At 69.9% G+C, this 25,816-nt stretch carries 20 protein-coding genes; 16 read left to right on the top strand and 4 right to left on the bottom strand.

What is annotated here, in order from left to right:
- Nucleotides 1-248: 248 nt before the first annotated feature.
- The 3 genes from chvE to mmsB all read left to right on the top strand — a co-directional run bounded on the left by chvE (nt 249) and on the right by mmsB (nt 4,240).
- Entirely contained in the window at nt 249-1,343 is a 1,095-nt protein-coding gene (chvE, locus tag ACFRU2_RS08205) for a multiple monosaccharide ABC transporter substrate-binding protein (RefSeq protein WP_382969160.1), read from the top strand.
- 107 nt (nt 1,344-1,450) lie between these two features.
- The gene (gene mmsA, locus ACFRU2_RS08200; protein ID WP_382969157.1) at nt 1,451-2,998 is read left to right on the top strand and encodes a multiple monosaccharide ABC transporter ATP-binding protein; all 1,548 of its coding nucleotides are present in this window, start codon (nt 1,451-1,453) and stop codon (nt 2,996-2,998) included.
- Nucleotides 2,999-3,001: 3 nt separating this feature from the next.
- Nucleotides 3,002-4,240 (top strand): multiple monosaccharide ABC transporter permease, encoded by a 1,239-nt coding sequence (mmsB, locus tag ACFRU2_RS08195; protein ID WP_382969154.1) that lies wholly within the window; start codon nt 3,002-3,004, stop codon nt 4,238-4,240.
- 12 nt (nt 4,241-4,252) lie between these two features.
- Here the strand turns inward: mmsB and ACFRU2_RS08190 are convergent, their stop codons facing one another.
- Nucleotides 4,253-4,600 (bottom strand): hypothetical protein, encoded by a 348-nt coding sequence (locus tag ACFRU2_RS08190; RefSeq protein ID WP_382969152.1) that lies wholly within the window; start codon nt 4,598-4,600, stop codon nt 4,253-4,255.
- Entirely contained in the window at nt 4,597-5,412 is an 816-nt protein-coding gene (locus ACFRU2_RS08185; protein WP_382969149.1) for a phytanoyl-CoA dioxygenase family protein, read from the bottom strand. Before ACFRU2_RS08185 ends, ACFRU2_RS08190 begins: the two co-directional genes overlap by 4 nt.
- A 158-nt stretch (nt 5,413-5,570) precedes the next feature.
- Here ACFRU2_RS08185 and ACFRU2_RS08180 point away from each other — a divergent pair, with 158 nt between their 5' ends.
- Nucleotides 5,571-6,437: a helix-turn-helix transcriptional regulator gene (locus ACFRU2_RS08180; protein WP_382969625.1), complete on the top strand. Its 867-nt coding sequence runs from the start codon at nt 5,571-5,573 to the stop codon at nt 6,435-6,437.
- A gap of 78 nt (nt 6,438-6,515) precedes the next feature.
- On the opposite strand, the gene ACFRU2_RS08175 is transcribed toward ACFRU2_RS08180, so the two are convergent.
- Nucleotides 6,516-9,440, bottom strand: coding sequence for a glycoside hydrolase family 48 protein (locus ACFRU2_RS08175; RefSeq protein WP_382969147.1), 2,925 nt, complete (start codon nt 9,438-9,440; stop codon nt 6,516-6,518).
- Nucleotides 9,441-9,709: 269 nt separating this feature from the next.
- On the opposite strand from ACFRU2_RS08175, the gene ACFRU2_RS08170 reads away from it, so the two are divergent.
- Nucleotides 9,710-9,934 carry a hypothetical protein gene (locus ACFRU2_RS08170; RefSeq protein ID WP_382969144.1) on the top strand — a complete coding sequence of 75 codons (225 nt, stop codon included), beginning with the start codon at nt 9,710-9,712 and terminating at the stop codon, nt 9,932-9,934.
- 20 nt (nt 9,935-9,954) lie between these two features.
- A complete protein-coding gene (locus ACFRU2_RS08165; RefSeq protein ID WP_382969142.1) occupies nt 9,955-11,727 on the top strand; it encodes a glycoside hydrolase family 6 protein in 1,773 nt (590 codons plus the stop codon).
- Between the two features lie 91 nt (nt 11,728-11,818).
- Here the strand turns inward: ACFRU2_RS08165 and ACFRU2_RS08160 are convergent, their stop codons facing one another.
- Entirely contained in the window at nt 11,819-12,898 is a 1,080-nt protein-coding gene (locus tag ACFRU2_RS08160) for a LacI family DNA-binding transcriptional regulator (protein WP_382969141.1), read from the bottom strand.
- 428 nt (nt 12,899-13,326) lie between these two features.
- Between ACFRU2_RS08160 and ACFRU2_RS08155 the strand changes: the two genes are divergently transcribed.
- The 10 genes from ACFRU2_RS08155 (at nt 13,327) to ACFRU2_RS08110 (ending at nt 25,810) form a co-directional block, all read left to right on the top strand.
- Nucleotides 13,327-14,685: an ABC transporter substrate-binding protein gene (locus tag ACFRU2_RS08155; RefSeq protein ID WP_382969139.1), complete on the top strand. Its 1,359-nt coding sequence runs from the start codon at nt 13,327-13,329 to the stop codon at nt 14,683-14,685.
- Between the two features lie 156 nt (nt 14,686-14,841).
- Entirely contained in the window at nt 14,842-15,921 is a 1,080-nt protein-coding gene (locus ACFRU2_RS08150) for a carbohydrate ABC transporter permease (RefSeq protein ID WP_382969136.1), read from the top strand.
- 4 nt (nt 15,922-15,925) lie between these two features.
- A complete protein-coding gene (locus ACFRU2_RS08145; RefSeq protein ID WP_382969133.1) occupies nt 15,926-16,831 on the top strand; it encodes a carbohydrate ABC transporter permease in 906 nt (301 codons plus the stop codon).
- Between the two features lie 67 nt (nt 16,832-16,898).
- Nucleotides 16,899-18,341 (top strand): GH1 family beta-glucosidase, encoded by a 1,443-nt coding sequence (locus tag ACFRU2_RS08140; protein ID WP_382969130.1) that lies wholly within the window; start codon nt 16,899-16,901, stop codon nt 18,339-18,341.
- A 159-nt stretch (nt 18,342-18,500) separates the two neighbouring features.
- Nucleotides 18,501-19,409 carry a hypothetical protein gene (locus ACFRU2_RS08135; RefSeq protein WP_382969127.1) on the top strand — a complete coding sequence of 303 codons (909 nt, stop codon included), beginning with the start codon at nt 18,501-18,503 and terminating at the stop codon, nt 19,407-19,409.
- Between the two features lie 22 nt (nt 19,410-19,431).
- Complete coding sequence (locus ACFRU2_RS08130) at nt 19,432-20,391, top strand: serine/threonine-protein kinase (protein WP_382969126.1); 960 nt, start codon at nt 19,432-19,434, stop codon at nt 20,389-20,391.
- A gap of 3 nt (nt 20,392-20,394) precedes the next feature.
- The gene (locus ACFRU2_RS08125) at nt 20,395-21,450 is read left to right on the top strand and encodes a hypothetical protein (protein WP_382969124.1); all 1,056 of its coding nucleotides are present in this window, start codon (nt 20,395-20,397) and stop codon (nt 21,448-21,450) included.
- Between the two features lie 13 nt (nt 21,451-21,463).
- Nucleotides 21,464-24,505 (top strand): hypothetical protein, encoded by a 3,042-nt coding sequence (locus ACFRU2_RS08120; RefSeq protein ID WP_382969122.1) that lies wholly within the window; start codon nt 21,464-21,466, stop codon nt 24,503-24,505.
- 139 nt (nt 24,506-24,644) lie between these two features.
- Entirely contained in the window at nt 24,645-25,313 is a 669-nt protein-coding gene (locus tag ACFRU2_RS08115) for a CAP domain-containing protein (protein ID WP_382969120.1), read from the top strand.
- A 14-nt stretch (nt 25,314-25,327) separates the two neighbouring features.
- Entirely contained in the window at nt 25,328-25,810 is a 483-nt protein-coding gene (locus ACFRU2_RS08110) for a hypothetical protein (RefSeq protein ID WP_382969118.1), read from the top strand.
- Nucleotides 25,811-25,816 lie beyond the last annotated feature (6 nt).

Raw genomic sequence — 25,816 nt, 5'->3', positions numbered from 1 at the left:
CCGCCGCCCGGCCCGGGGCCAGGACACAGTGGCTGATCGCCCGCACCGCAGTTAACCCGACGGTGATCCGAACAGACCCTTGACGACACAGTTGTGAGCGTTAACACTCAGGTATCGCCAGGCCGGAGCCACTGCCACCGACTTCGCACAGCGCGAGGAATCGACTCCCCGGCCGGCCCCCGCTCGACCGCTTCCGGTCGCCCAGCCGGGTCGCACCGTGCCGGTCGCGGAACATCACTGGAGGAACTGTGCGGAAGCTTTCAGCCGGCCTTGTCACCGTGGGCCTCACGCTGTCGCTGGCGGCCTGCGGCCAGAGCGCCAACGGAGGGGGCGACGGCGGAGCCGGTGGAGATGCCAAGGGGGGCCTCGTCGGCATCGCGATGCCGACCAAGTCGTCGGAACGCTGGATCAACGACGGCACCAACATGGTCAAGGAGTTCCAGGCCAAGGGCTACAAGACCGACCTCCAGTACGGCGACAACGTCGTGGAGAACCAGGTCTCCCAGGTGGAGAACATGATCACCAAGGGAGCCAAGCTGCTGGTGATCGCGGCCATCGACGGTTCCTCGCTCACCAACGTGCTGCAGAAGGCCGCCGACGCCCACATCCCCGTCATCTCCTACGACCGGCTGATCCGCGGCACGAAGAACGTCGACTACTACGCGACCTTCGACAACTACAAGGTCGGTGTCCTCCAGGGCAGTTACATCGTCGACAAGCTCGGGCTCAAGGACGGCAAGGGCCCCTTCAACATCGAGCTGTTCGCCGGCTCGCCGGACGACAACAACGCCACGTTCTTCTTCAACGGTGCGATGAGCGCCCTCAAGCCGTACATCGACAGCAAGAAGCTGGTCGTGCAGAGCGGACAGACCTCTTTCAACCAGATCGCCACACTGCGCTGGGACGGCGGTCTCGCCCAGTCCCGGATGGACAACCTGCTGAGCAAGTCGTACACCGCCGCCCGCGTCGACGCCGTGCTCTCGCCGTACGACGGCATATCGATCGGCATCATCTCCTCGCTCAAGGGCGTCGGCTACGGCGCCGGCCGGCCGCTGCCCGTCGTCACGGGCCAGGACGGAGAGCTGGCGTCGGTGAAGTCGATCATCGCGGGCGAGCAGACCCAGACCGTCTACAAGGACACCCGTCAACTCGCCAAGGCCGCGGTCCAGATGGGCGACGCGCTCCTGACCGGCGGCAAGCCCGAGGTCAACGACACCGGTCAGTACGAGAACGGCGTCAAGACCGTACCGGCGCAGCTGCTCCAGCCGGTCAGCGTCGACAAGGAGAACTACCAGAAGGTCCTGGTGGACAGCGGCCAGTACACCGCGGACCAGCTCAAGTAGCCCGCGGGGCAGGACCCACGGGTCCGTCCGGCGACACCGAACCGGCGGTGCGGCTCCCGGGAGACCGCCCGGCACCGCACCGCCCCCGACGATACGGATGCACAACCATGGCCCGACCCGTTCTCGAGATGCGGTCGATCAGCAAGTCGTTTCCCGGCGTCAAGGCCCTCTCCGAGGTCAACCTGACCGTCGCCGCAGGTGAGGTGCACGCCGTCTGCGGCGAGAACGGCGCCGGCAAGTCCACGCTGATGAAGGTGCTCAGCGGGGTACACCCGCACGGCGGCTACCAGGGCGAGATCCACTTCGAAGGCGAGCCCTGCCGGTTCAAGGACATCCGGGCCAGCGAGCAGCGCGGCATCGTGATCATCCACCAGGAACTCGCGCTGGTGCCGTACCTGTCCATCGCCGAGAACATCTTCCTCGGCAACGAGCACGCCACCCGGGGTTTCATCGGCTGGCACCGGACGCTGACCCACGCCGCCGCGCTGATCCGGCAGGTCGGACTGGACGAGAGCCCGCACACCAGGATCGCCGATCTCGGCGTGGGCAAACAGCAGTTGGTCGAGATCGCCAAGGCGCTCGCCAAGAAGGTCAAGCTGCTCATCCTGGACGAGCCGACGGCCGCCCTGAACGACGAGGACAGCCGCAAGCTCCTGGACCTGATCCTCGAACTCAAGGCTCAGGGCGTCTCCTGCATCCTCATCTCGCACAAGCTGAACGAGATCGCCCGGGTCGCCGACGCCGTCACCATCCTGCGCGACGGGCGGACCATCGAGACCATCACGATCGGCTCCGAGGGGATCTCCGAGGAGCGGATCATCCGCGGCATGGTCGGCCGCGATCTGGAACACCGCTACCCCGAGCGCGCTCCTCAGATCGGCGAGGTCGCCTTCGAGATCGAGGACTGGAGCGTCCAGCACCCGATCGACCACCGGCGCAACGTGGTCGACGGCGCCTCGCTGCACGTCCGTCGGGGCGAGATCGTCGGCATGGCCGGCCTCATGGGCGCCGGCCGCACCGAACTGGCCATGAGCGTCTTCGGCCGCTCGTACGGTCGGTGGACCGGGGGCCGGGTGCGGCTGCACGGCCGGGAGATCCGTACCCGGACGGTGCCGGAGGCGATCGGGCACGGCATCGCGTACGTGACCGAGGACCGCAAGCAGCTCGGCCTCAACCTCGGCGACGACATCAGCCGGAACATCTCGCTGAGCGCCCTCGGCAAGGTCGCCCGGCGGGGCTGGGTCGACCGGCACGAGGAGGCCCGGACGGCCGAAACGTTCCGGCGGACCATGAACATCAAGGCCCCCTCGGTGTTCGCGGAGACCGGCAAGCTCAGCGGCGGCAACCAGCAGAAGGTCGTCCTCAGCAAGTGGATCTTCGCCGATCCGGAGGTGCTGATCCTCGACGAACCCACCCGGGGCATCGACATCGGCGCCAAGGCGGAGATCTACTCCGTCATCGCCGAACTCGCCGCCCAGGGCAAGGCGGTACTCGTCATCTCCTCCGAACTCCCCGAACTCCTGGGCCTGTGCGACCGGATCTACACCATGGCCGAAGGCCGGATCACCGGTGAGGTCACCCGCGCGGACGCCACCCAGGAATCCCTCATGCGGCTCATGACCATGAGCGCGGCATACCCCGACAAGCAGGTGTGAGGCATGGCCCAGACCCAGACCACCCCAGACACCACGCCCGGCACACCGGAGACCGGCCGACGTCGTCCGTCGGCCGGCGCCGTACTGGCCCGAGCCCTGCGCGGCAACCTGCGCCAGTACGGGATGCTCGTCGCGCTGGCGCTGATCGTGCTGCTGTTCCAGCTCTGGACGGGCGGCATCCTGCTCCAGCCGCTCAACATCACCAATCTGATCCAGCAGAACGGCTACATCCTCATCCTGGCCATCGGCATGATGATCGTCATCATCGCCGGGCACATCGATCTGTCGGTCGGCTCGCTCGCCGCCTTCGTCGGGGCGGCCGCGGCGGTGATGATGGTCAAACACCATGCGCCGTGGCCCGTGGCGCTGGTGGCCGCGCTGCTGATCGGGGCTCTCGCCGGAGCCTGGCAGGGGTTCTGGATCGCGTACCTCGGGATCCCCTCGTTCATCGTCACGCTGGCCGGCATGCTGCTGTTCCGCGGGGGGACCCAGATCCTCCTCCAGGGCCAGACGGTGGCGCCGTTCCCCAAGGGCTTCCAGAACATCAGCAGCGGCTTCCTCCCCGCGGTCGGCCCCCACACCAACTACCACAACCTCACGCTCCTGTTGGGCCTCGCGGTGCTGGCCGTCGCGATCCTGCAGGAGGTGCGCGGACGCCGGCGGGCCGCCTCGTACGGACTGGAGCCGCTCCCGGCCGGGCTGTTCCTGCTGAAGCTCGGCGCGATCACCGCGGCCGTGGTGGCCTTCACGCTGCTGCTGGCCAGCTACCACGGGGTGCCGATCGTCCTGCTCATCCTCGGCGTCCTGCTGGTCGGCTTCGGGTACCTGATGCGCAACTCGATCCTCGGCCGGCACACCTACGCCATCGGCGGCAACGAGGCGGCGGCGAGGCTGTCCGGGGTGAAGAGCAAGCGGGTCGTCTTCCTGGCCTTCGTGAACATGGGCCTCCTCGCGGCGCTGGCCGGGCTGGTCTTCGCCGCACGGCTCAACGCCGGTACGCCGCAGGCCGGCATCAACTTCGAGCTGGAAGCGATCGCGGCCGCCTTCATCGGCGGTGCCTCGGCGAGCGGCGGTGTGGGCACCGTCCTCGGTGCGATCATCGGCGGCCTGGTGCTGGGCGTGCTGAACAACGGCATGTCGCTGGTCGGCGTGGGCACCGACTACCAGCAGGTGATCAAGGGCCTGGTCCTGCTCGCGGCGGTCGGCTTCGACGTCTACAACAAGCGCAAGGTCGGAGCCTGATCCCACCCCCGCCTACCGGGAGCCCGCCTCCCGCGGCTGCGACCGCGCGTCGACGATCCGCTCGAAGAAGAACTCGTGCTTGAGGAAGGAGACGTCGTACTCGTGACCCGGGTACGGCGGGATCAGCTGGGCGGCCTGGATCAGCCGCCACCCCGCCCGGAGCGCCGCCACCCCCGACTCGTACGGCGGCTCGTCGCTGTCGCCCGTGGTGGGCGAGGTCCGGCCCGTGCCGTCGTACAGCGACCAGCCCACGACGTGGGAGTCCAGCGCCGAGGAGGCCGCGTACAGCACCAGCACCTGCTGCCGGAGCACCGGCGCATCACCCTCCGCCCGCTCGGGCAGGACCGATCCGGTCGTCATGTACGTGCCTCCTCGGGGCGGTTGGACACCCTGGTCACCCAGTGGTCGAGGTCGAAGTCCTCGTCACCCGTCAGCACCCGCCACAGCAGGATGCGGTTGTACCTCTCCAGCCGACCGGTCGCCATCTCGTACCACGGGAACATCGTGTCCAGCTCCGCGGACACCTGCGGGTCGTCGAGATCCGAGGTGTTCCACAGGCGCTGTTGACGCACCCGGGGATTGAAGCGGATCTTGAACATGTAGCGCGTCGCGTCACTGTCGTTGCGCCGGCCCGCATGCCAGAGCCCGTGGTGCAGGAACACCACCGTCCCTGCCGGGCAGACCAGCCGGTCCTGGCCGCGCAGGTTCTGGTAGCGGCCGGTGTCGGACTCGTTGATCCGCCGGAGGTGGCTGCCCGGCACGCTGAGCGTTCCCCCCATCTCCAGCGTCACCGCCTGCGGAAAATACATCAGTTGCACGTCGAAGGCGTCCGGCCGGACGTCGATGATGGCGTCCCCGTGCAACGGCTGCGCCTCTCCGCCGTGGGGCTCGCGGGTGTGCACGAAGTGGTGGTCCACCCACGGCTCCTGGCCCACGAGGCTGTGCAGGGCCCCTCCCACCTGCGGAAGCTCGAGCAGCCTGCGGACGAAGGATCCCTTCGCATAGGCCTCGGACAACGGCGTCCCGTACCGCACCGACGGGACCCCGTCGACCAGTACAGCCAAGCCCTCGGCGTTCATTTCCGCCGGGACCACCCCGTCCAGCCGCAGCGACCCGCGCGCCACGAACCGCGCCATCTGCACAGAATCGAGCAGTTCTTGCCTGTTCTCCATGACGGCCACGCTAGGCCCGGGGGTCCCGCCCCGCGTGGGCCGCGCTCACCCTCCGCTGGTCGATTCTCACCACGGTGCCGGCCCGCGGGTCGACGGTTGAGGGGTGAGGGTCACGGCCCTGGAGCGGGCTCGCGGACACCGTGGTAGAACACGTGACCATGCACACGGCCCTCGCCCACCTTGACGAGCCTCCGCATCTCGCCGCCGTCGGCATCGGCGTGCACGGGCCTGCCGGCCACGTGGACGTGTTCTCACTGCCGCACCTGTGGCAGCTCCATCTGTACGACTACGAGGCCGACTTGACGGTGAACGGCACGGAACACGCGATCCGCCCCGGCTCGGTCAGCCTCGTACCGCCCGGCGCCGAGGTCCGATATCGCTACCGGGGCCGCTCCCCACACCTCTACGTCCACCTTCGTCTGGGCTCGGCTGGAACTCCCCACGATATTCCGATGGTCCAGCACGCAGGCCCCGATCTCGCCCTGCTCACCGTCCAGTTGCAGCAGGCGCTGACCGCCTGGCCGAACACCCCGGCTCGGGCCGCGGCCGAAGTGTGGGCCGCACTGTGGCGAGTCTCCCGGCTCGCCCCTCCGAGGGAGCGGAACACGCAAGCCGTTCATCCGGCGGTCGCGGCCGCCGTGGCCCTCATCGAGGCGCGGCTGGGGCAGCCCCTGACCGTACCGGAGGTCGCGGCGGCAGCCGGCGTCTCCCACAACCACCTGACGCGCCTCTTCCGCGCCGCGACGGGGGAAACGGTCGTCGGCTACATCCGGGCCCGGCGCATGGAGCGGGCGCGTCACTTCCTGCAGGCCACCACGCTCTCCGTCCCCGCCATCGCCGCATCGGTCGGCATTCCCGATCTACAGGCGTTCAACAAAGCCTGTCGTCGCGTACTCGGAGCGTCTCCGCGCGGCGTCCGTGCCGCCCAATTGGGAACTGGAACCGGCGGCAACCAGGCAGTGAAGGTGACGGCGTCAGGACTGCTCGCACCCTCGATCCGCCGCTCCTGGGAGATCAGGCGTTGACGCACGGAGGCCGGGCAGGCCCTTGCGGGCTGCCCGGCCTCGTCGTACGCGGAACCGTTCTCCTGGCGGGGCGGGCTGTTATTCGAGCAGCTCCGCGTACGAGCCCATGGCCAGGGCGATGTCCGCCTGGGCCCAGAACCGGTGGTAGGTGAAGACGGGCGCGGCGCCGCCGGCGAGGTAGGCCTCGATCTTCGGCCAGGCCGGGTCGTTCTTGTAGAAGGTGCGGATCGAGGCGAAGGTGGACGAGGAGTTCACCGTGTCGCCGTTCGGCATCTTGCCGGTCCACGTGCCGGGGACGTACACCGGGTTGTCGAAGCGGTTGTAGTCGGTGCGCGTCTCCTGGACCGAGAGGCCCAGCGGGTCCTGGTGGTGGGCCCACATGCCGTCGAGCAGGGCCTTGGCGACCCGCTTGGCCTCGGTGTTCCCGGACTTCGCGGCGTAGTAGGTCAGGGTCTTGGCGTAGGCGGCGGCCACGCCCACGTCGTCGGTGTAGTCGGCGACGGTGACGTGCAGGCCGGCGTTGGCGCCGGGAGCGGACGCGTTCCAGGTGTCGGGGGCGCCGGACCACTTGAGGGTGGAGGGGATGCGGTAGGTGCCGTCGGGGTTGATCGTGGTCTTCGACAGGGCCCAGCCGACCCACTTGTCGAGCAGGGCCTTGGCGCCCGCGTCGCCCGTCTGCTCGTAGAGCTCGGCGACCCGCTCCATGGACCAGGCCTGGAAGCCGAACCACTGGTTGGACGGCGGGTCCTGGTAGACGGGCTTCTCGTCGTAGAAGAGGCCGTGGAAGGTGGGGGTGCCGGCCGGGGGCTGTGCGTAGCGCCCCTGCCAGCTGTTGGTGGCGCCGCCCGCGATGGCGCCCTCGTCGGACTGGAGCCAGCGGTAGAACTCCAGTTGCCGGTCGAGGCTGGTCGCCCAGTCCGCCGCGCCCGTCGGCGACTTGGGCTTCAGCGGGGCGTACTCGCTGAGCGCGTAGGCGGCGAGGGGGTTCTGGTAGCCGCTGTGGGCGTGGCTGGAGCCGATCCGCCAGGACCAGCCGGCCGAGGTGTCGGTGGCGCCGCCCCAGGCGTAGTACCAGGACATCAGGTAGTGCGCGCTGTCCTTGCCGGTGCCGGCGGGGCAGACTGTCGGGCCGACACAGTTGCCGGCCTTCTTGAAGTACTTGTCGAACATGGAGTACCGCAGGTAGTCGCCCATCTTGGCCGCCTTGGAGACGGTCCCGGTGACCTGGGCTCCCTTGCCCTGCTCCTTGGCCCAGATGTCGGCCCAGTAGGCGGCCTGGACGGCGCGGGCGTCGGCGTCCGGGGCGTCGGTGAACTTCCACTGCTTGGCGTAGGAGGAGTCCCCGGTGAAGAGGTCGAGGTAGCCGTTCTTGCCGCCGTAGGCGAAGTTGTCGCACGTGGGGTGCGGAACGGTCTCCCAGACGGATTCCTCGGGGCCGCGCTGGAAGGTGTTGATGTACGAGGGTCCGGTCGCGGTCGGTCCGGCGGAGCACTTTCCGGGCTCGTTGCCGTAGCCGTACACGTTGTCGACGTCCTGGAGCCAGTGCATCCCGTAGATGTCGTCCGTGCCGTACGCGGTCTTCAGCTCACCGGCGATCGGGTCGGCGCCGGCGGCGACCGCCCCGTCGAGCTTGGCCGGGTACTGCGAGGGGAGGTCGTGCTCGGGGGCGTAGGTGGCGGGCTTGGAGGCGTTGTAGGACCCGGTCGTCGGCTGGTCGGCGTGGGTGGGGATCATGAACTTCTCCATGACCTCCCACGCGCCGTTGAACTTGGCCCAGTCCCCGGTGATCTTCCCGTACATCGCCTGCAGCCAGATCAGGTAGCTGTACGCCTCCGAGGTCGTCTCGTGTCCCTGGTCCGGGGCTTCGACGATCAGCGTCTCGACGGAGTGGTACGGGATGCCCTCGGGCGAGAAGTAGCCGTTGGCCGGGTTGGTGATCTTCCCGTGGAGGTCGAGGAAGCGGGCGTCGTACGTGGAGTCGGCGGCCAGCTGGGCCACCGTCACCTCGGCCTTGGCGTGGCCGGGGGCGGTCGCGGTGAAGACGGCGGTGCCGCTGCCGGTGGTCCCGGCGGTGACGGTCACCTTCTGGGCGGTGTTCCAGTTCGCCGGGGTGAAGGTGAGCTGGGGAGGCGTTGCGGCGAGGTCGGTGTTGCCCGAGGTGCGGACGAGGCTCACCGTGACGTTCGCGGTCGGCTGCTTGGAGAGCTTCAGGTCGAAGGTGCCCGTCTCCCCGCGGCGTACGGAGAGCTGCGCGGGAGTGGCGACGAGGGCGGGGCCGGCGGCGACGGTGATGCCGACGGGGGCCGACTCGGCGGAGGCGCCGAGGCTGTCGTAGGCCTTGGCGTAGAGGGAGTGGGGACCTGCGGCGAGGCCGGTGGCATCGAGGGTGAAGGGCGCCGTGGTGTCCGCGCCCAGGAGCGTGGTGTCGCTGTAGAACTCGACCTTGCCCACGGTGGCGCCGTCGGCCGCGGCGGCGGTGGCGGCGAGCGGGACGGGGGTGCCCGCGGTGTAGACGGCGCCCGCGGTGGGGCTGGTCAGGACGGCGACCGGGGGCTGGTGGGCTCCGGTGCACGGGGTGCCGTTGACGGAGAAGGAGGTGGGGGCGGCGTTGGTCCCGCTGTAGGAGAACTGGGCGCCGGCGGTGACGGCCGCGCCCGCGGCGACGGTCTTGTTCCAGTCCGGGGCGGCGACGCGGACGCTCTTGCCGGACTGGGTCCAGGTTCCGTTCCAGCCATTGGTCAGCTGCTGGTTGCCGGAGTGGTCGTAGGTGAGGGTCCAGCCGTCGAGCGCCGTCGCGGACCGGTTGGTGAGGGTGAGCTCGGCGGTGAAGCCCGAGCCCCAGTCGTTGGTCTTGTAGTCGACGCTGCACTGCACCGCGGCGGCCGCGGCGGTGGTCGCGCCGACGGCCGTGAGGCCCAGGGGGAGGGAGAGCGACAGGGCCACGGCGGACGCGGCCGACAGCCTGCGTCGGACGCGTGATCGGGGTGGGGGATGTGCAGACATGCGGATGGTTCTCCTCGCGGCTCGGGGGAGACGGGGACGGGAAGAACGGGTGCACAACAAGCTCTGAACCAGTGGGAGCGCTCCCACTGTGCAGACGTGCCGCGGCGGCGTCAAGACGCACGAAGAGTCGAATGCATTCCGCGGGGAATTTACTCAACTCCTCTTTTGCTTGGCGCCAGTTGGCGCTACCGTCTGGCCCCAACCAGTGGGAGCGCTTCCACAGTCGGCCCCGTCGTCAGCGCACGGCCTTGCCGCAAGGACTCGCTCAGGTGGCACCCCCGCGTCTGTCAGCACTGCTCGGCGGAGCAGTGCTCGCCCCGCGCGACGGCGACACCTGCCCGAGCGTCGTCGGCCGCGTCATGGTCCGGATCGACGTCCGCGCCCTCTCGTGTCCCGGCCGGACCTGGAACACCTCGAACGGCCCCTCCGGGCCGGCCCTGATCCCACGTCCACCGCACTCGGCACCGGGCCGCGCCATCGCCCGCGCGCCCTGAACTGAAAGGCACCCCACGCAATGAGCCGCACGATCCCCCGCACCGCCCTGTTGGCGGCCCTCAGTCTCGTCACGGCCGCCGGCGCCACCGCCACCGTGTTCGGTACCAGCGCCGGCGCCGCCACCCCCGGCTGCAAGGTCGAGTACCAGATCTCCAACCAGTGGAACACCGGCTTCGGCGCGAACGTGGTCGTCACCAACACCGGTGACCCGGTCGCCGCCTGGACCCTGGAGTGGTCCTACGCGAACGGCCAGCAGGTCACCCAGGGATGGAACGCCACCATCACCCAGTCCGGGGCGGCCGTGACCGCCAAGAGCATGTCCTACAACGGGTCGCTGGCCACCGGTGGTTCGACGTCCTTCGGGTTCAACGGTTCGCACACCGGGACGAACGCCGTCCCCGCGACGTTCAAGCTCAACGGCGTCACCTGCAACGGCGCCACGGACCCGACCCAGCCGCCGACCACTCCCCCGACGACACCGCCGACCACGCCGCCCACCACCCCGCCCACGACACCGCCGACCACCCCGCCGCCCACGGGCGGCAAGGCCGACAACCCGTACGCCGGTGCCAAGGTGTACGTGAACCCCGAATGGTCCGCCAAGGCCGCCGCCGAACCGGGCGGCACCAGGGTGGCCAACCAGCCCACCGGCGTCTGGCTGGACCGCATCGCGGCCGTCACGGGAGCGAACGGCTCGATGGGGCTGCGCGCCCACCTGGACGCGGCGCTGGCCCAGAAGGGCAGCGGCGAGCTCGTCGTCCAGCTGGTGATCTACAACCTGCCCGGCCGGGACTGCGCCGCACTCGCCTCCAACGGCGAACTGGGCCCCACCGAGATCGACAAGTACAAGACGCAGTACATCGACCCGATTGCCGCGATCCTCGCCGATGCCAAGTACGCGGGCCTGCGGATCGTCACCACCGTCGAGATCGACTCCCTGCCCAACCTGGTCACCAACGTCTCCGGGCGCCCCACGGTCACCGCCAACTGCGACGTGATGAAGGCCAACGGCAACTACATCAAGGGCGTCGGCTACGCCCTGAACAAGCTCGGCTCGATCGCCAACGTCTACAACTACGTCGACGCCGGCCACCACGGCTGGCTCGGCTGGGACGACAACCTGGGCCCCTCCGCCGACCTGTTCAAGCTGGCCGCCACGGCCGAGGGTTCCACGCTCTCCAAGGTCCACGGCTTCATCGTCAACACGGCCAACTACAGCGCCCTCAAGGAGGACAACTTCAAGATCGAGGACTCGGTCAACGGCACCTCCGTACGCCAGTCGAAGTGGGTCGACTGGAACCGCTACACCGACGAACTGTCCTACGCCCAGGGCATGCGCTCCAAGCTGGTCTCCATCGGCTTCGACGCGAACATCGGCATGCTCGTCGACACCTCCCGCAACGGCTGGGGCGGCACGGCACGCCCGACCGGCCCCGGCGCACTGACGAGCGTGGACACGTACGTCAACGGCGGCCGCTACGACCGGCGCATCCACCTCGGCAACTGGTGCAACCAGTCCGGCGCCGGCCTGGGAGAACGGCCCCAGGCCGCCCCGGCCGCGGGCATCGACGCGTACGTGTGGATCAAGCCGCCGGGCGAGTCCGACGGGGCGAGCAAGGAGATCCCGAACAACGAGGGCAAGGGCTTCGACCGCATGTGCGACCCGACCTACACGGGCAACGCCCGCAACGGCAACAGCATGTCGGGCTCCCTCCCCGACGCACCGCTCTCCGGCCAGTGGTTCTCCGCCCAGTTCCAGGAGCTCATGAAGAACGCCCACCCGGCACTGTGACCCAGGACGGGTGACAGGCCCGGAGCCCGACGGAAGCCTCCCCTTCCGAAGGACTCCGGGCCTCGGCCGGTCACCCCGTACCCCGTACGGCTCAGGAGGAGTCCCGCACGACCAGGTCCGTCGGCAGGACCCTGCGCGGCTCCTCGCCCTTGCCCGCCGGCGGCGCGGAGCCGGGTCCGGACTCCTCCGCGATCTTCTGGAGGAGCAGTCGGGTCATCGTGCGGCCCATCTCCTCGATCGGCTGGCGCACGCTCGTCAGCGGCGGGTCCATCAGGCGGGCCACCGCCGAGTCGTCCACCCCTACGAGGGCCACGTCCTCTGGGATCCGCCGTCCGGCCTCGCGCAGCACTCCGCGCGCACCGGCCGCCATCACGTCGGAGGCGGCGAAGACCGCGTCCAGCCCGGGGTTGCGTTCCAGGAGCTCGCGCATCGCCAGCCGGCCGCCCTCCTCGGTGAAGTCGGCGGTCGCGACGAGCGATTCGTCGGGCTGGATTCCGGCCTCGGCGAGCCCCGCCCGGTAGCCGCCCAGTCGGGCGCGGGCCACGTACATGTCGAGCGGGCCGCTGATGGTCGCGATCCGGCTCCGGCCCCGCCCCGCGAGGTGGGCCACGGCCGCCCTGCCCGCGCCGATGTTGTCGGAGTCGACGTAGGCGACGGGTTCGGCCTCGGAGCGCCGGCCGTTCATGACGACCGGCAGCCCCAGCCTCGCGATCCGGTCGGGCAGCGGGTCGTCCCCGTGCACGGACGCCAGCAGGACGCCGTCGACCCGCTGGGCGGCCAGATAGTCCTCGAACCGCCGGCGCTCCGCCTCGGTGCGGACCAGGGTGAGCAGCAGCTGCTTGTCGGCTTCGGCGAGCTCGGCGCTGACCCCGCGGATCAGGTCGAGGAAGTAGGGCTCCGAGAACACCCTGGCCTCGGTCTCCGGAATCACCAGGGCCACCGCGTCGGTCCGGCTGCCGGCCAGGGCCCGGGCCGCCTGGTTGGGCACGTACCCCAGCTCCGCGACGGCGCGGGCCACTGCTTCCTTGGCCTGCTCGCTCACCCTCGGCGAACCGTTGATCACCCGGGACACCGTGCCCCGGCCGACACCGGCCAGGGCCGCGACCTCCTCCAGGGTGGGCCTGCCGTTCTGCCGTCCGTTCACGACCCTCGAACTCCCCTCGTACGCCATCGCACTCCTCCGCGCCGGGTGCCGTCCCGGCCGGCCGATCAGGTACATCACGCAGATCAGGTACATCAGGCACGATGACGGGCCCCATCGCTCTGCGTGGCACACGTTACGCCCACGCATGATGGGAGCGCTCCCACACTACCGCTGATTCCCTGCTTCTTCCACGCCCGCGTTCACAACCCGACGGGGCTCGACCCGAGGCATGGAGACGAACCCGTACCGAGGGCCGCCCTGTAATGAATTCGCGTTCATCTCTTGACACCCGCACCCGCCAGGCAGCAACCTTCCGGCAGCGACGTGGGAGCGCTCCCATTCAGGGGTGCGACAACGGCCTTCACATCAGGTCCGGGCGGGCCCTCGCCGAGCCGCGAACAGCCCGCCGGACCTTCTGGCGCACAACGAGCACCACCTTGGACGAGGAGAGTGGAATGCGCACTTCCAGCAGCAGACGCGGACGCCGTACCACCGTCACCGCGATCGCCACGGCCGTCGCCGTCGCGACCGGCGCGGCTTTGCTCACCGGCTGCGGCGGTGACGGCGGTGACGGCGACAAGAAGCCCGGCACGGCCGGCGGCGAGCAGATCACGCTGCGGATCGGGACCTTCGGATCCTTCGGCTACGACAACACCACCGGGGCCAAGCTGTACGCCGAGTACGAGAAGGCCCACCCCAACATCAAGATCGAAGAGTCGAACGTCGCCGACGGCCAGAAGTACTGGGACACCCTCAAGCTGCGCCTCTCCCGCGACAGCGGCCTCGCGGACATCCAGGCCCTGGAGGTCGGCTACATCGCGGAGGCGACCGGCTCCGCCCTGGCGGACAAGTGGGCCGACCTCGGCAAGACGGGCGGCGCGGACCTCGGCGCGTTCCTCGACTGGAAGGTCAAGCAGGCCACCACGGCCGACGGCAAGGTCATAGGCCTCGGCACGGACATCGGCCCGATGGCCATCTGCTACAACAAGGACCTCTTCGCCAAGGCGGGCCTGCCGACCGATCGCACGGAGGTCTCCAAGCTCTGGGCGGGCGACTGGGCGAAGTTCATCGAGGCCGGCCAGACCTACAAGAAGAGCGCCCCCGAGGGCACCGCCTTCCACGACTCCGCGAGCGGCCTGTTCAACGCCGTGGTGTCCAGCGAGCCGGTCCAGTACGCCAACGCCAAGGGCGAGCTGGACTACCAGAACAGTCCGGGCGTGAAGAAGGCTTGGGACACCGCCGTGGCGGCGACGAAGGGCGAACTGACGGCCAAGCTGCGCCAGTTCGACGAGAAGGGCACCTGGAACGCGGCCTTCAAGAACTCGAAGTTCGCCACCGTCGCCTGCCCGAGCTGGATGACGGGCATCATCAAGGAGCAGGCGGGCCCGGAGAACCAGGGCAAGTGGGACATCGCCTCGCCTCCCGTGGCCGGCAACTGGGGTGGCTCCTTCCTCGCCGTTCCGAAGTCGGGCAAGCACGCCAAGGAGGCGGCCGAGCTCGCCGCCTGGCTCACCGCTCCGGCGCAGCACGCCAAGGTCTTCGGAGTGAACGGCAACATCCCCTCCTCCAAGGACACGCTCACCTCCGCGACCGTCCAGGACGCCAAGCTGCCGTACTTCGGCGACACCCCGATCGGCAAGATCTACTCGGAGGCCGCGGCCGGCATCACGCCCGCCCCGATCAGCCGCTGGGACGGGCAGGTGAAGACCTTCCTCACCGACAACGGCATCCTCGACATCGAGCAGCGCGGCACCGACCCGGTGAAGGCCTGGGAGAACGTCAAGAAGCTGGTCGACGACAAGATCGCCAAGTAGCGGGCCACGCGACGGGCCCGCCGCCACCCGCCTCCTCGCCACCGCCTCCCCGCGGCCCTCGCGCGGCCACCCGCGCGGCCTTCGCGCGGGTGACGGCGGCCCGTCGCGGTCCGCACCACCGCACCACCGAACGTACCGACCTGGAAGGACGCCCCCGTGGCCACCTCCGTACGGGCGACGGGTGGCGGCTCCCCGCCGCCCGCAGCACACCCCCCGGGCCTCAGCGCCGACTCCGGACCCGGCTCCCGCAGGCAGCGGCCCTCCGGCCGGAGCGGTCTGCGCAGCACGCTCTACCGCCTGGACCTGAAGGCGGTCCCCTACCTCTTCATCGCCCCCTTCTTCCTCACCTTCGCGGCCTTCGGGCTCTTCCCCCTGATCTACACGGGCTGGCTCTCCCTCCACCGGGTCGAACTCGGCGGCAGCGCCCAGTGGAAGGGGATGGAGAACTACACCTCCCTGGCGACCAGCGAGTTCTTCTGGAACGCCCTCGCCAACACCTTCACCATCGGTCTGATCTCCACCGTCCCCCAACTGCTGATGGCCCTCGGCCTGGCCCATCTGCTCAACTACAAGCTCCGCGGCCGGGGTTTCTTCCGCGTCGCGGTCCTCGCCCCGTACGCCACCTCGATCGCGGCGGCCACCCTCGTCTTCGCCCAGCTCTTCAACACCGACTACGGACTGATCAACACGGCCCTGGGCTGGGTCGGCTTCGAACCGGTCGCCTGGGAATCGTCCAAGTGGCCCGCCCAGATCGCCATTTCGGTGATCGTGACCTGGCGCTGGACCGGCTACAACGCACTCATCTACCTGGCGGCGATGCAGGCCGTACCGCAGGACCTCTACGAGGCCGCCGCCCTGGACGGGGCATCGCGGTGGCGCCAGTTCCTCAGCGTCACCATCCCCTCCATCAGGCCGACGATCCTCTTCACGGTCATCGTCTCCACCATCGGCGCCACCCAGCTCTTCGGCGAGCCGATGCTCTTCGGCGGCAGCGTCGGCATCAGCGGCGGCAGCGGCAACCAGTTCCAGACGCTGAGCCTGCTCATGTACGAGAAGGGCTGGGTGACCGGCGCGTTGGGCCAGGCCTCCGCCATCGCCTGGGTCATGCTGCTCCTCCTCCTGCTCATCGGAGGAATCCAGGCCCTGGTCACCCGCTCCCACCACAACCGCGACCTGAGGCGCAGCCGCCGTACCGGCGGCCCCGCAGGCCAGATGCGCAAGAAGGCGGGGAGCTGAGCTCATGGCCCACGCACTCGACACGACCACCACGACGACCACCATCAAGGCGCCGCGCACCCACCGCTTCCGGCAGTCGCCGGGACGCCAGCACCACGCGGGACCGCTGACCTACGTCCTCCTCGGCGTGGCCGCCCTCGTCTCCCTCTTCCCCCTGTACTGGAACCTCGTCGCCGCCTCCCACACGGGCGAACGGGTCGTCGAGGCGCCGGCACCGCTCCTGCCCGGCCCCCGTCTCTTCGACAACCTCTCCTTCGCCTGGAACCAGGTCGACATGGGCGAGGCGCTGGTGAACACGACGATCGTGGCCGGGCTCGTGGCCCTGTCCACCGTCCTGTTCTCCACCCTGGCCGGCTTCGCCTTCGCCAAACTGCCCTTCAAGGGCCGCGGCGCGCTGCTGGCCCTGGTGGTGGCGACCATGACGATCCCGCCGCAGCTCAGCGTGATCCCGCTCTACCAGATCATCACCGACCTCGGCTGGGTCGATCAGCTCCAGTCGGTCGTCCTGCCCTCGCTGGTCGCCGCCTTCGGCGTGTTCTTCATGCGCCAGTACCTCATTGAGGCGTTGCCGGTGGAGCTGGTGGAGGCGGCCAGGATGGACGGCGCCCACAGCCTGCGCATCATCTGGCACGTGGTGTTCCCCGTGGCCCGCCCCGCGATGGCGGTCCTCGGCATGCTCGTCTTCGTCCAGGCCTGGAACGACTTCTTCTGGCCCTTCATCGCGCTGACCCCCGACGGCAACCCGACGCTCCAGGTCGCCCTGGCCGGTCTCGGCGCGGGCAACCACACCGTCGACCAGGCCGTCGTGCTGACCGGCGCCCTCCTCTCCACCCTGCCGCTGCTGCTGGTCTTCGCCGTGCTCGGCAAGCACATCGTGGGCGGCATCACCGCCGGAGCCGTCAAGAACTGACCGGCCTGGTCGCCCCCTCCCCCTGTCCGCACCGCATCATCCAAGCTTGCGTTGGGAGCGCTCTCCTATGACCGCGTCCGAGACCCGGCCACTCACCACCGTCCGCACCTTCCCGCCCGGCTTCCTGTGGGGCACGGCCACCGCCGCGTACCAGATCGAGGGCGCCGCCCGCGAGGACGGCCGGACCCCGTCCATCTGGGACACCTTCTCCCACACCCCGGGCAAGGTCTTCGAAGGCCACACCGGCGACGTGGCGGTGGACCACTACCACCGGTTCCGCGACGACGTCCGCCTGATGTCCGAACTCGGCCTGGGCGCCTACCGGTTCTCCGTCTCCTGGTCCCGGGTCCAGCCGACCGGCCGGGGACCGGCCGTCCAGAAGGGCCTGGACTTCTACCGCCGGCTCGTCGACGAACTGCTGGCCGCCGGAATCGAACCCGCCCTCACCCTCTACCACTGGGACCTGCCCCAGGATCTGGAGGACGCGGGCGGCTGGCCCGAGCGGGCGACCGCCGAGCGCTTCGCCGAGTACGCGGGCCTCGTCGCCGGCGCCCTCGGCGACCGGGTGAAGCACTGGATCACCCTCAACGAGCCCTGGTGCAGCGCCTTCCTCGGCTACGCCTCCGGCGTCCACGCCCCGGGCCGCACCGACCCGGTTGCCGCCCTGCGCGCCGCCCACCACCTCAACCTCGGCCACGGCCTCGCCGTACAAGCCCTGCGGTCCGCACTGCCCGGAGACGCGCAGCTCGCGGTCTCCCTCAACCTCCACGAGGTCCGCCCCCTGACCCCCTCCCCCGAAGACCGGGAGGCGGCCCGGCGCATCGACGCCGTCGGCAACCGCATCTGGCTCGGCCCCATGCTGGAGGGCGCCTACCCTGAGGACCTGCTCGCGGACACCGCGCACCTGACCGACTGGTCCTTCGTACGGGACGGCGACACCGCCGCGATCCACCAGCCCCTGGACCTGCTCGCCGTCAACTACTACACCCCCACGGTCGTCTCGCACGTCGTGCAGGGCGCCGAGCGGCCGCAGGACGACGGCCACGGCAACAGCGAGCACTCCCCCTGGCCCGGTGCGGACGAGGTGGCCTTCCACCGAGCGCCGGGCGAACGCACCGCGATGGGCTGGCCGGTCGACCCGAGCGCGCTGTACGACCTGCTGACCCGGACCGCCGCCCGCTACCCGGGCCTCCCCCTGGTCATCAGCGAGAACGGAGCGGCGTACGAGGACGAGGTCGGCCCGGACGGCACGGTCCACGACCCGGAGCGCGCGGCGTACGTCCACGCGCACCTCGACGCGGTCCACCGGGCGATCGGGGCCGGGACGGATGTGCGCGGCTATTTCCTCTGGTCCCTCCTCGACAACTTCGAGTGGTCCTACGGCTACGCCAAACGCTTCGGTGCGGTCCACGTCGACTACGACACCCTCAAGCGCACGCCCAAGTCGAGCGCACACTGGTACGGGGCAGTGGCGCGGACGGGCGAACTGCACGCTCCCGACCACGCATAGCCCCACCCGCCCGCGTGAGCCGGTGCCGGCCCGCACTTCGGGCCGGCACCGGCGTAAACGGGCCTGCCGTCGGACCGAGATGCGGTGCGGCCGGGGGCGGCGCACGATGAACGAGGACGTCTGCCGCATGCTCCCACGTGCGAGGAAATGGGGAGAGTCATGAGGAAATCCCTGGTGGCGGCCCTTGCCACCGCAACGTCCGCGACGGCCGTCCTGCTGGCCGGTCCGGTGACGCCCGCGACCGCTGCTTCGCCGTACTGCAACCAGACGACGCCGAGCACCTCGATCCTGTTCTACAAGGCCGGCAGCGGAGAAGCCGGCACCGGCACCCTCTCCGCCGGCCGTTGGCAGTACAAGTCGGCGTTCAAGCTCCCGGCCGGCTACACGCACGCCGCGGCGAGCCGCGATTCGCTGGTGCTGTACAACACGAACACCGGGGCCGGGGAGGTCGGCACCTTCACGGGCGGGAGGTACGCCCGCACCCAGAGCTTCACCAACTTCTCCACGGGTTGGACCTTCGTCGAGGCGTCCGGCGACTCCGTGATCTTCTACAACGGGAACACCGGCCACGGCGTCACGGGCACCCTCAAGAACGGCGCCTACCGACAGGGCCGCGTGTACGACAACTTCAGCGGAGGCTGGGGGACCATGGCCGCATCGTGCGACACGTTGGTCTCGGCGGCCAGGCACGGGTCGGGCGACTTCCCGTGGAGCAACGTGGGCTACGGGACCCTCAAGGGTGGCGTCTACACGGACAAGGGCAGCATCCCGAGAGACGATTTCCTGGGGAACCTGACCGCGACCAAGGATTCGGTGCTGTCCTGGGCGAGGTCCGGTGGCGGACTCGAGTTCCGCGTGTCCAAGGCGACCGACGGCTCGGGCATCGCCTTCCGCAAGATCGGCACCTCCGGCATCTGGGACAAGGTGGGCCGGACCTCGGACAGCCTGCTCTTCTACAAGAACGACGGGACCGCCTGGACCTCGACGCTCGTCAACGGCGCCTACGCCAACGTCGGCTCGCTCCCCCAGGTCTCCTCGGGCTGGACGCTCATCGAGGGTGGTGTGTGACCACCAGAACGGTGGCTGACTGATGGAAGCACACCGAGGTTCCCTGAAGGGTCGCAAGGTTGCGGGCTACCGGCTCGAGGGCGAGATCGGCCGTGGGGCAACGTCCGTCGTCTACCGCGCCGAGGATCTGCGCCTGGGCCGTACGGTCGCGCTCGAGCTGATGTCCCCCGAGCTCCTCCGTGACGACGCCTTCCGGCGCCGCTTCGTTCACGAATCGCGGATTGCGGCGTCGATCGACCACCCGCACATCCTGCCGATCCTCGAAGCCGGTGAGACCGACGACGTCCTGTACATCGCCATGCGCTACGTCGCCGGGCAGAACCTGCGAGCCGTGCTGGACCAAGAGGGGCCGCTCCCCGTCCCGACCGCCCTGCGCATCGCCGCCCAGGTGGCATCCGCACTCGACGCGGCCCACGAGCACGATCTCGTGCACCGGGACGTGGAGCCCGGCAACATCCTGGTCGCCGCCGGCATCGACGGCGACCACCCCGAGTACGTCTACCTCACGAACTTCGGCCTGACGAAGAAATCACTGTCGCCCGCCGGGTTCACCGCCGCGGGCTCGTTCGTCGGCACGCTCGACTACATGGCGCCGGAACAGATTTCGGGGAGCCCGGTCGACGGCAGGTGCGACCTCTACAGCCTCGCCTGTGTCGTCTACGAGACCATCGCCGGCGGGCCGCCGTTCGAGCGTGATGGCGACATGGCCCTCCTGTGGGCACACCAGTACGATCCGCCCCCGGCCCTCTCCGAGAGGCGTCCGGAGATCTCGCCCGGTGTCGATGCCGTGATGGCGAAGGCCCTGGCCAAGCGTCCTGAGGACCGTTACGCCTCGTGCCTGGAGTTCGTTGACGCGCTGCGCTCTGCCGCGTCGGTGCCGGACCCGCCTCCTGCCCCCGCGGCGACCGCACCCGAGCTTGCCGGGTGGGACGAGAGCACACCGCCCGGACCACCCTTCGACGACGATGACGACGAGTGGTGACCCATGGGTGACATCGCCAAGAGCGCCCTGGGCGGAGCGTGGACCGTGCTGGTGGGATGGCTCCTGCCCACCGCGTTGAACGTGTGCCTCTTCGTCGTGGCCGTATGGCCGAGCCTGGGGCGCGGCTGGTCCGCGAAGTGGTGGTCGGCGGGTGTCACACCGCTGTCCGTCGGAGTGCTGAGCGTCTCGGTGCTCCTCGGGCTGGCCCTCAGCGCCCTGCAGAACCCCCTCTACCGCGTGCTCGAGGGGTACGCCCTCTGGCCGAGCGCGTTCGTCGCGTACGGGTGCGCTCGCCGGGGGCGGGCCAAACAGGATCTGCAGGACCGGCTCACGCTGATCCGGCTGGAGCGCGAGGAGCAGGAGAGCCGGCTGACAGCGGATGACACGGCCCGGCTGACCGCCCTGCGCGCCCACCCGCGGATCGGACGGGCCGCCCGCAAGGACCGACGGCGCACCGCCGTACAGCGGGCCCTGCTCCGCGAACGGCTCGCCCGCTACCCGGTCGACCCCGCGCAGCTGGCACCGACGAGGCTGGGGAATGCGATCCGGCGGCTCGAGGAGTACGGCTACGACCGGTTCCGCCTCGACACCCAGGTGATGTGGAACGAACTGACCGGGAACGCGCCGGACCAGGTCCGCCGACAGGTCGATCTCGCACGCGCGAACGTCGACTTCTTCGTTGCCCTGATCTTCGGCCACTGCGCCGTCGTCCTCTGTGCGGCGGCAGCCCTGACCACCGCTCACCCCGATGTCCCGCTGCTGCTCGTGGCCATCGTCCTGCCGGGCCTCCTGATTCCGGTGTGGTACCGCGCGGCCGTGTCGGCAACCGACGAATGGGCTGCGGCCGTGAGAGCACTCGTGAACTCGGGACGCAAACCGCTCGCCGAATCCCTCGGCCTCCGCCTTCCGGGCGAGCTGGCCGGCGAACGCCAGATGTGGGCCCTGGTCTCCAAGATGTCGCGGTTGCCGTACCACGAACGTGCCGCGGGACTGGACCCCTTCCGGGCTAAACCGCCCGGAAGCCCACCGTCAAATGACGTCCGGACGGGGTCCGGTTGACTACTCTGCGTGCATGCCGAATGCTCCGACGCAGTCGAGGCTGCGAGAGGTTCCGGGCTGGGCGGTGGGGCTGTGTCTGTTCGGGCTCGCTGCCGGTCTCTACGTGATCATCTGGTACTCGGTGGATCCGCCGTTCCTTGACAGGCCCTCAGGGAACGCGGAAGTGCTCCTGCAGTTCGCGACGACGGCCGAACGGGCCCGCGCCATCGTCCACGGCGCCGAAGGCGGGGACGGCAGCACGCTGCTGTTCCAGGACGGCCTCGTTCTCGACTGGTGCATGTTCATTCCCGGCTACGCGGCGGCCCTGGCCGGGGCCTTCGGGCTCGGGCACCTCTTCCTCTACCGGGAGTCCACCCGGCTGTGGGCCCGGCGCGCCCTCGTTCTCACCCCCGTGCCGGTGGTTGCGGACTGCGTGGAGAACCTCTTCCTCTGGAGGGCTCTGAACCGGCTCGACGCCGATCCGGTACCGGACCTGACGCGTGCGGCCTTCTTCGCCCAGGTGAAGTGGGCGCTCGTCGTCCCGCTGGTGGCGGCGGCCGTCCTGATCCTCGTCACCCTCTACTGCCGCCGGGTTCTGGACCCCTCCTTCGTGCGGAGTGCGCGGGAGGACCGCCCCCGTCCCGTCGTGGCCCACGCCCACCGGCTCGCGGACGGTACGGAGAGCCAGTGGAGCGACCCGGACGTGATCCTCCCGCCCGCCGCGCCGCACGACTGGGAGCCCCGGCCCGAGTGGACCGCCCCCGACGCGGCGGGCCCGCACCGGGCGGAGGACCGGAGCCCGAAGGACGGTCCGGTGCCCCGCTGGCGCACCCGCGCGTACCAGCCCCCCGGCCGGCACCCCGCGGAGCTCGGCTTCTGCGTCTCCGGCGGCGGCATCCGGTCGGCCTCGGTCACCCTCGGTGCGTTGCAGGCACTGCGCGCGCAGCTGCTCGAGGCGAGGTACCTGGTGTCGGTGTCCGGCGGCGGGTACACCGCCGGGGCCTTCCAACTGGCCCTGACCGATGCCCGGCGCCGGGCCCCGGACGGGAGCCCTTCGGTGCGGCCCGGTCTCGCGAATCCCGCGGACGTGTTCGCGCCGGGCAGCCCGGAGGAGGACCACATCCGCCGGCACGCGAAGTACCTGGCGGACGCGCCCAAGGAGAAGGTGTTCGCCGCGGGGGCGGTGCTGCGCGGGATGGCCGTCTCCTTCGGCATGCTGGCGCTGGTCTTCGCCGTGGCAGGCCAGTTCCTGCACCAGTTCTACTCGCACGTTCCGCTGACCGAGCTCCGCCCCCTCGCGGCGGACGGGGAGGGCTTCGACCCGTCCCTCCACCTGTACCCGAACGCCTGGCAGCCCGTCCTCGCCCTGTTCGGCCTGGCCGGCCTGGTGTCCGTCGGGTACGCCTTCGCGCGGGCCGGGAGCGACGCGTCGCGCCCCGCGTGGCTGCGCAGCACGGTGAACACGCTCACCGGCCTCGCGCTGGCGGTCGCCATGTACTCGGTCGTCCTTCCTTCGGTGATCTGGTTCTTCTCCTCCCTGGCCCACAAGGCCGACAAGGGCGGTTACTGGGACGACAGCGGAACGGGAGTGGCCCTGCTCGGCGCGATCACCGCGGCGGCGACCGCCCTGGGCACGTGGTTCACCGCGGTGCACAAGACGGTGAAGAGGGTGAGGCCGGACGGCGAGCAGGCCGGTCCGTTCTCCAGGGGCGGCACGTCCCTCGTCACGCAGGTCGGCACCAGCTGGGTGAAAGCCGTGGTGTGCTGGCTGGTTCTGCTCCTCGTCGCGTTCTTCGGCCTCGCCCTCATGTCCTGGGCGGCCGTCTACGCGGGCACCTGGCACCCGGCGTGGCAGTGGGGGGTGCCGATCGCCCTGATCGTGCTGACGCTCGTGATCGACCAGACCACGTTCAGCCTGCACCCCTTCTACCGGCAGCGGTTGGCCGGCGCCTTCGCCGTGCGCCGCGCGGTGTTGAAGGACGGCTCGGTCGGCGCCCTGCCGTACGACTACAACAACGAGCCGACCCCGCTGACCCCTTACGCGCAGCGGGTGGAGGGCTTTCCCCAGGTCATCTTCGCCGCCTCCGCGGCCGTGTCGCTGCGCAACCGCACGGCGCCCGGCCGGCCCGCCGTCCCCTTCACCTTCGCTTCCGACTACTGCGGCGGACCCGATACGGGCTGGATCCGCACCGGCACGCTGCAGAAGACGGCCCCGGCGCTGATCGGGCGCGATCTGACCGTGCAGTCCGCCGTCGCCGTGTCCGGAGCGGCCTTCGCCTCCGCGATGGGTTCCCAGACGATGTTCATGGAGCGGCTGCTCGCGCTGTCCAACGTGCGGCTCGGCACCTGGGTGCCCAACCCCCTGTACCTCGCGGAACTGGCGACGTACGGGCCCAACCGGATCATGCCGCGGCTGCCGCGGGTCCGGCGGCTGCGGTACCAGCTCCAGGAGTTGGTGGGCCGGTACGCGGACACCACTCCCCTGCTGCTGTGCACCGACGGCGGGCACTTCGACAATCTCGGTCTGGTCGAGATGCTCCGGCTCCGCTGTCGGACCGTCTACGTCATCGACGCCTCGGGGGACTCGCCGCCGCTGGCGACCACCCTCGCGCAGGCGATCACGCTCGCCTACGAGGACCTCGGAGTGCGGATCACCTTCGACGAGGAGGGGCAGGACCTGCTGAACCTGGTACCCGGCAGCGCGAAACCGCTCGCGCCCGAAGTGCCGATGGCCTCCCTGAACGGCCGGTTCTCCGCCACCTGCGTGGTGCGCGGCACGATCGAGTACCCGGAACCCGTCCAGTTCTCGCCCGACGCACCGGCCAGCGCGTTGGGGACGATCATCTTCGTGAAGGCCGGTCTGACCCCCGACATGCCGTACGAGCTGCTCAGTTACGCCCTTCGGGAGAAGGCCTTCCCCCGCCAGGCCACCTTCGACCAGTGGTTCGACCACGCCCAGTTCGACGCCTACCGGGCGCTCGGACACCACCTCGGCACCAAGGCCGCGGAGGTGGGCCGCGCTCACGAAGCGAAGTGCGGCATCAAGCACCGCGGGTCCGGAGGCGCCCCGCGGTAGCGGCCGGCGCGGCTGAGGTCCGCGAGTGGCAGCGCCGCCCGATGGAGCGCACCATGGGAAGCGGCGCACCATGCCGTCCCCACCACCTCCCGTTCCGGATCGGTTCCTGTACCGGAACGCCGGAGAGGAGGGAGTCATCATGAGAATCCGCATTTCGCGCCCCACGGCCGTCGTCTCCTTCGCCGTCGCGGTCGCCCTCTCGGTTCCGGTGGTCCCGGCGGCCGGCCCGGCCGTTGCCGCCCCGACCTCCGCCACCCCGGTGGACTGCACGGCGATGGGCCCCGATGCCGACGACATAGCGCCTTCCACCAACCCGGGCCGTTTCGGCTTCGGGACCATGTTCCAGACCCTCGCCACCGTGTGCCTGATCAACGACGAGCGCCGGCGCCTCGGTCTTGAGGAACTTCCGCTCGACTCCGAGCTGACGTCGGCGGCCCGTACGCACCTGAACAACTCCTTGGCCCAGCAGTGGTGGGGCAGGGGCAGGAATCCGCACCAGAACCCGCAGGTTGCCGGAAGCGGCGACGAACAGATCGGGCGCCGCATCAAAGGCGCCGGATACTGCGCGAACGGCGGTGCGTGGACGGGCCGCGAGATCGTTTACAACGGGTGGGGCGGAAGCGGCACTCCGAAAGCAGCGGTCAACTGGTGGCTGAACATCAGTACCCAAGGCCACGCGGAGATCATCCGCGACCCCTCCCTGACCGACATAGGTGCCGCTGCCAGGGGCGGAGCGGCGGACCGGGCCGGCGCCAACCAGAGCCAGGCCGGCACCTACGTGGTCACCTTCGGCAGCTGCGAGTCCTAGGGATAGGAGCAGTCATGCACACGTTCCGGCGCTCGGCCTCGGGCTGGGCGCGCCGCTCCGCAGTAACCGCAACGGCGCTGGCCGTGGTCGGCCTCGGCGTCACACCGACGGCGACGGCAACGGCGATGACCGACGCGGCACCGGTCGGCCTGCCCACGCAGGCCCTGTCGACGACTCCGGCCGCTCTGGACAAGGCGCCCGGCGACCTCTACCTGTTCCAGTACACCCACCGGAACCACCTCAAGATCGGTGGTGGCAACTTCACCGTCGGCGGAGAGGTCTACATCGTCGTCAAGTACAACACGGGCAAGCTCAGGTACCACAGCACCGTGATCGCCAAGACGCAGGCCGGCATGCCCGGCGGGGCCGCCTATCTGGAGACGAACATCACCGCTCCCTGCGCCCCGGGGAACAACGGCTATGCCCGCGCCTACGACCACAGCACCGAAACCTGGTCGCCGAGACTGCCGGTGGCCATCTGTCAGCGGATCGACTGACGCGGG

It is taken from the genome of Streptomyces sp. NPDC056883, assembly GCF_042788835.1.
GTDB classification, from domain to species: domain Bacteria; phylum Actinomycetota; class Actinomycetes; order Streptomycetales; family Streptomycetaceae; genus Streptomyces; species Streptomyces stoeckheimensis.
This window is presented reverse-complemented; position numbering and strand designations above follow the sequence as displayed.

Bases quoted from the DNA above. Each gene is read 5' to 3' on its own strand.
- ACFRU2_RS08165 (WP_382969142.1), top strand. From the start codon at position 9,955: ATGAGCCGCACGATCCCCCGCACCGCCCTGTTGGCGGCCCTCAGTCTC.
- ACFRU2_RS08160 (WP_382969141.1), bottom strand. From the start codon at position 12,898: ATGGCGTACGAGGGGAGTTCGAGGGTCGTGAACGGACGGCAGAACGGC.
- ACFRU2_RS08115 (WP_382969120.1), top strand. From the start codon at position 24,645: ATGAGAATCCGCATTTCGCGCCCCACGGCCGTCGTCTCCTTCGCCGTC.
- ACFRU2_RS08120 (WP_382969122.1), top strand. From the start codon at position 21,464: ATGCCGAATGCTCCGACGCAGTCGAGGCTGCGAGAGGTTCCGGGCTGG.
- ACFRU2_RS08140 (WP_382969130.1), top strand. From the start codon at position 16,899: ATGACCGCGTCCGAGACCCGGCCACTCACCACCGTCCGCACCTTCCCG.
- mmsA (WP_382969157.1), top strand. From the start codon at position 1,451: ATGGCCCGACCCGTTCTCGAGATGCGGTCGATCAGCAAGTCGTTTCCC.
- ACFRU2_RS08125 (WP_382969124.1), top strand. From the start codon at position 20,395: ATGGGTGACATCGCCAAGAGCGCCCTGGGCGGAGCGTGGACCGTGCTG.
- ACFRU2_RS08180 (WP_382969625.1), top strand. From the start codon at position 5,571: ATGCACACGGCCCTCGCCCACCTTGACGAGCCTCCGCATCTCGCCGCC.
- ACFRU2_RS08110 (WP_382969118.1), top strand. From the start codon at position 25,328: ATGCACACGTTCCGGCGCTCGGCCTCGGGCTGGGCGCGCCGCTCCGCA.
- ACFRU2_RS08130 (WP_382969126.1), top strand. From the start codon at position 19,432: ATGGAAGCACACCGAGGTTCCCTGAAGGGTCGCAAGGTTGCGGGCTAC.
- ACFRU2_RS08175 (WP_382969147.1), bottom strand. From the start codon at position 9,440: ATGTCTGCACATCCCCCACCCCGATCACGCGTCCGACGCAGGCTGTCG.
- ACFRU2_RS08185 (WP_382969149.1), bottom strand. From the start codon at position 5,412: ATGGAGAACAGGCAAGAACTGCTCGATTCTGTGCAGATGGCGCGGTTC.
- ACFRU2_RS08145 (WP_382969133.1), top strand. From the start codon at position 15,926: ATGGCCCACGCACTCGACACGACCACCACGACGACCACCATCAAGGCG.
- ACFRU2_RS08190 (WP_382969152.1), bottom strand. From the start codon at position 4,600: ATGACGACCGGATCGGTCCTGCCCGAGCGGGCGGAGGGTGATGCGCCG.
- ACFRU2_RS08155 (WP_382969139.1), top strand. From the start codon at position 13,327: ATGCGCACTTCCAGCAGCAGACGCGGACGCCGTACCACCGTCACCGCG.
- mmsB (WP_382969154.1), top strand. From the start codon at position 3,002: ATGGCCCAGACCCAGACCACCCCAGACACCACGCCCGGCACACCGGAG.
- ACFRU2_RS08135 (WP_382969127.1), top strand. From the start codon at position 18,501: ATGAGGAAATCCCTGGTGGCGGCCCTTGCCACCGCAACGTCCGCGACG.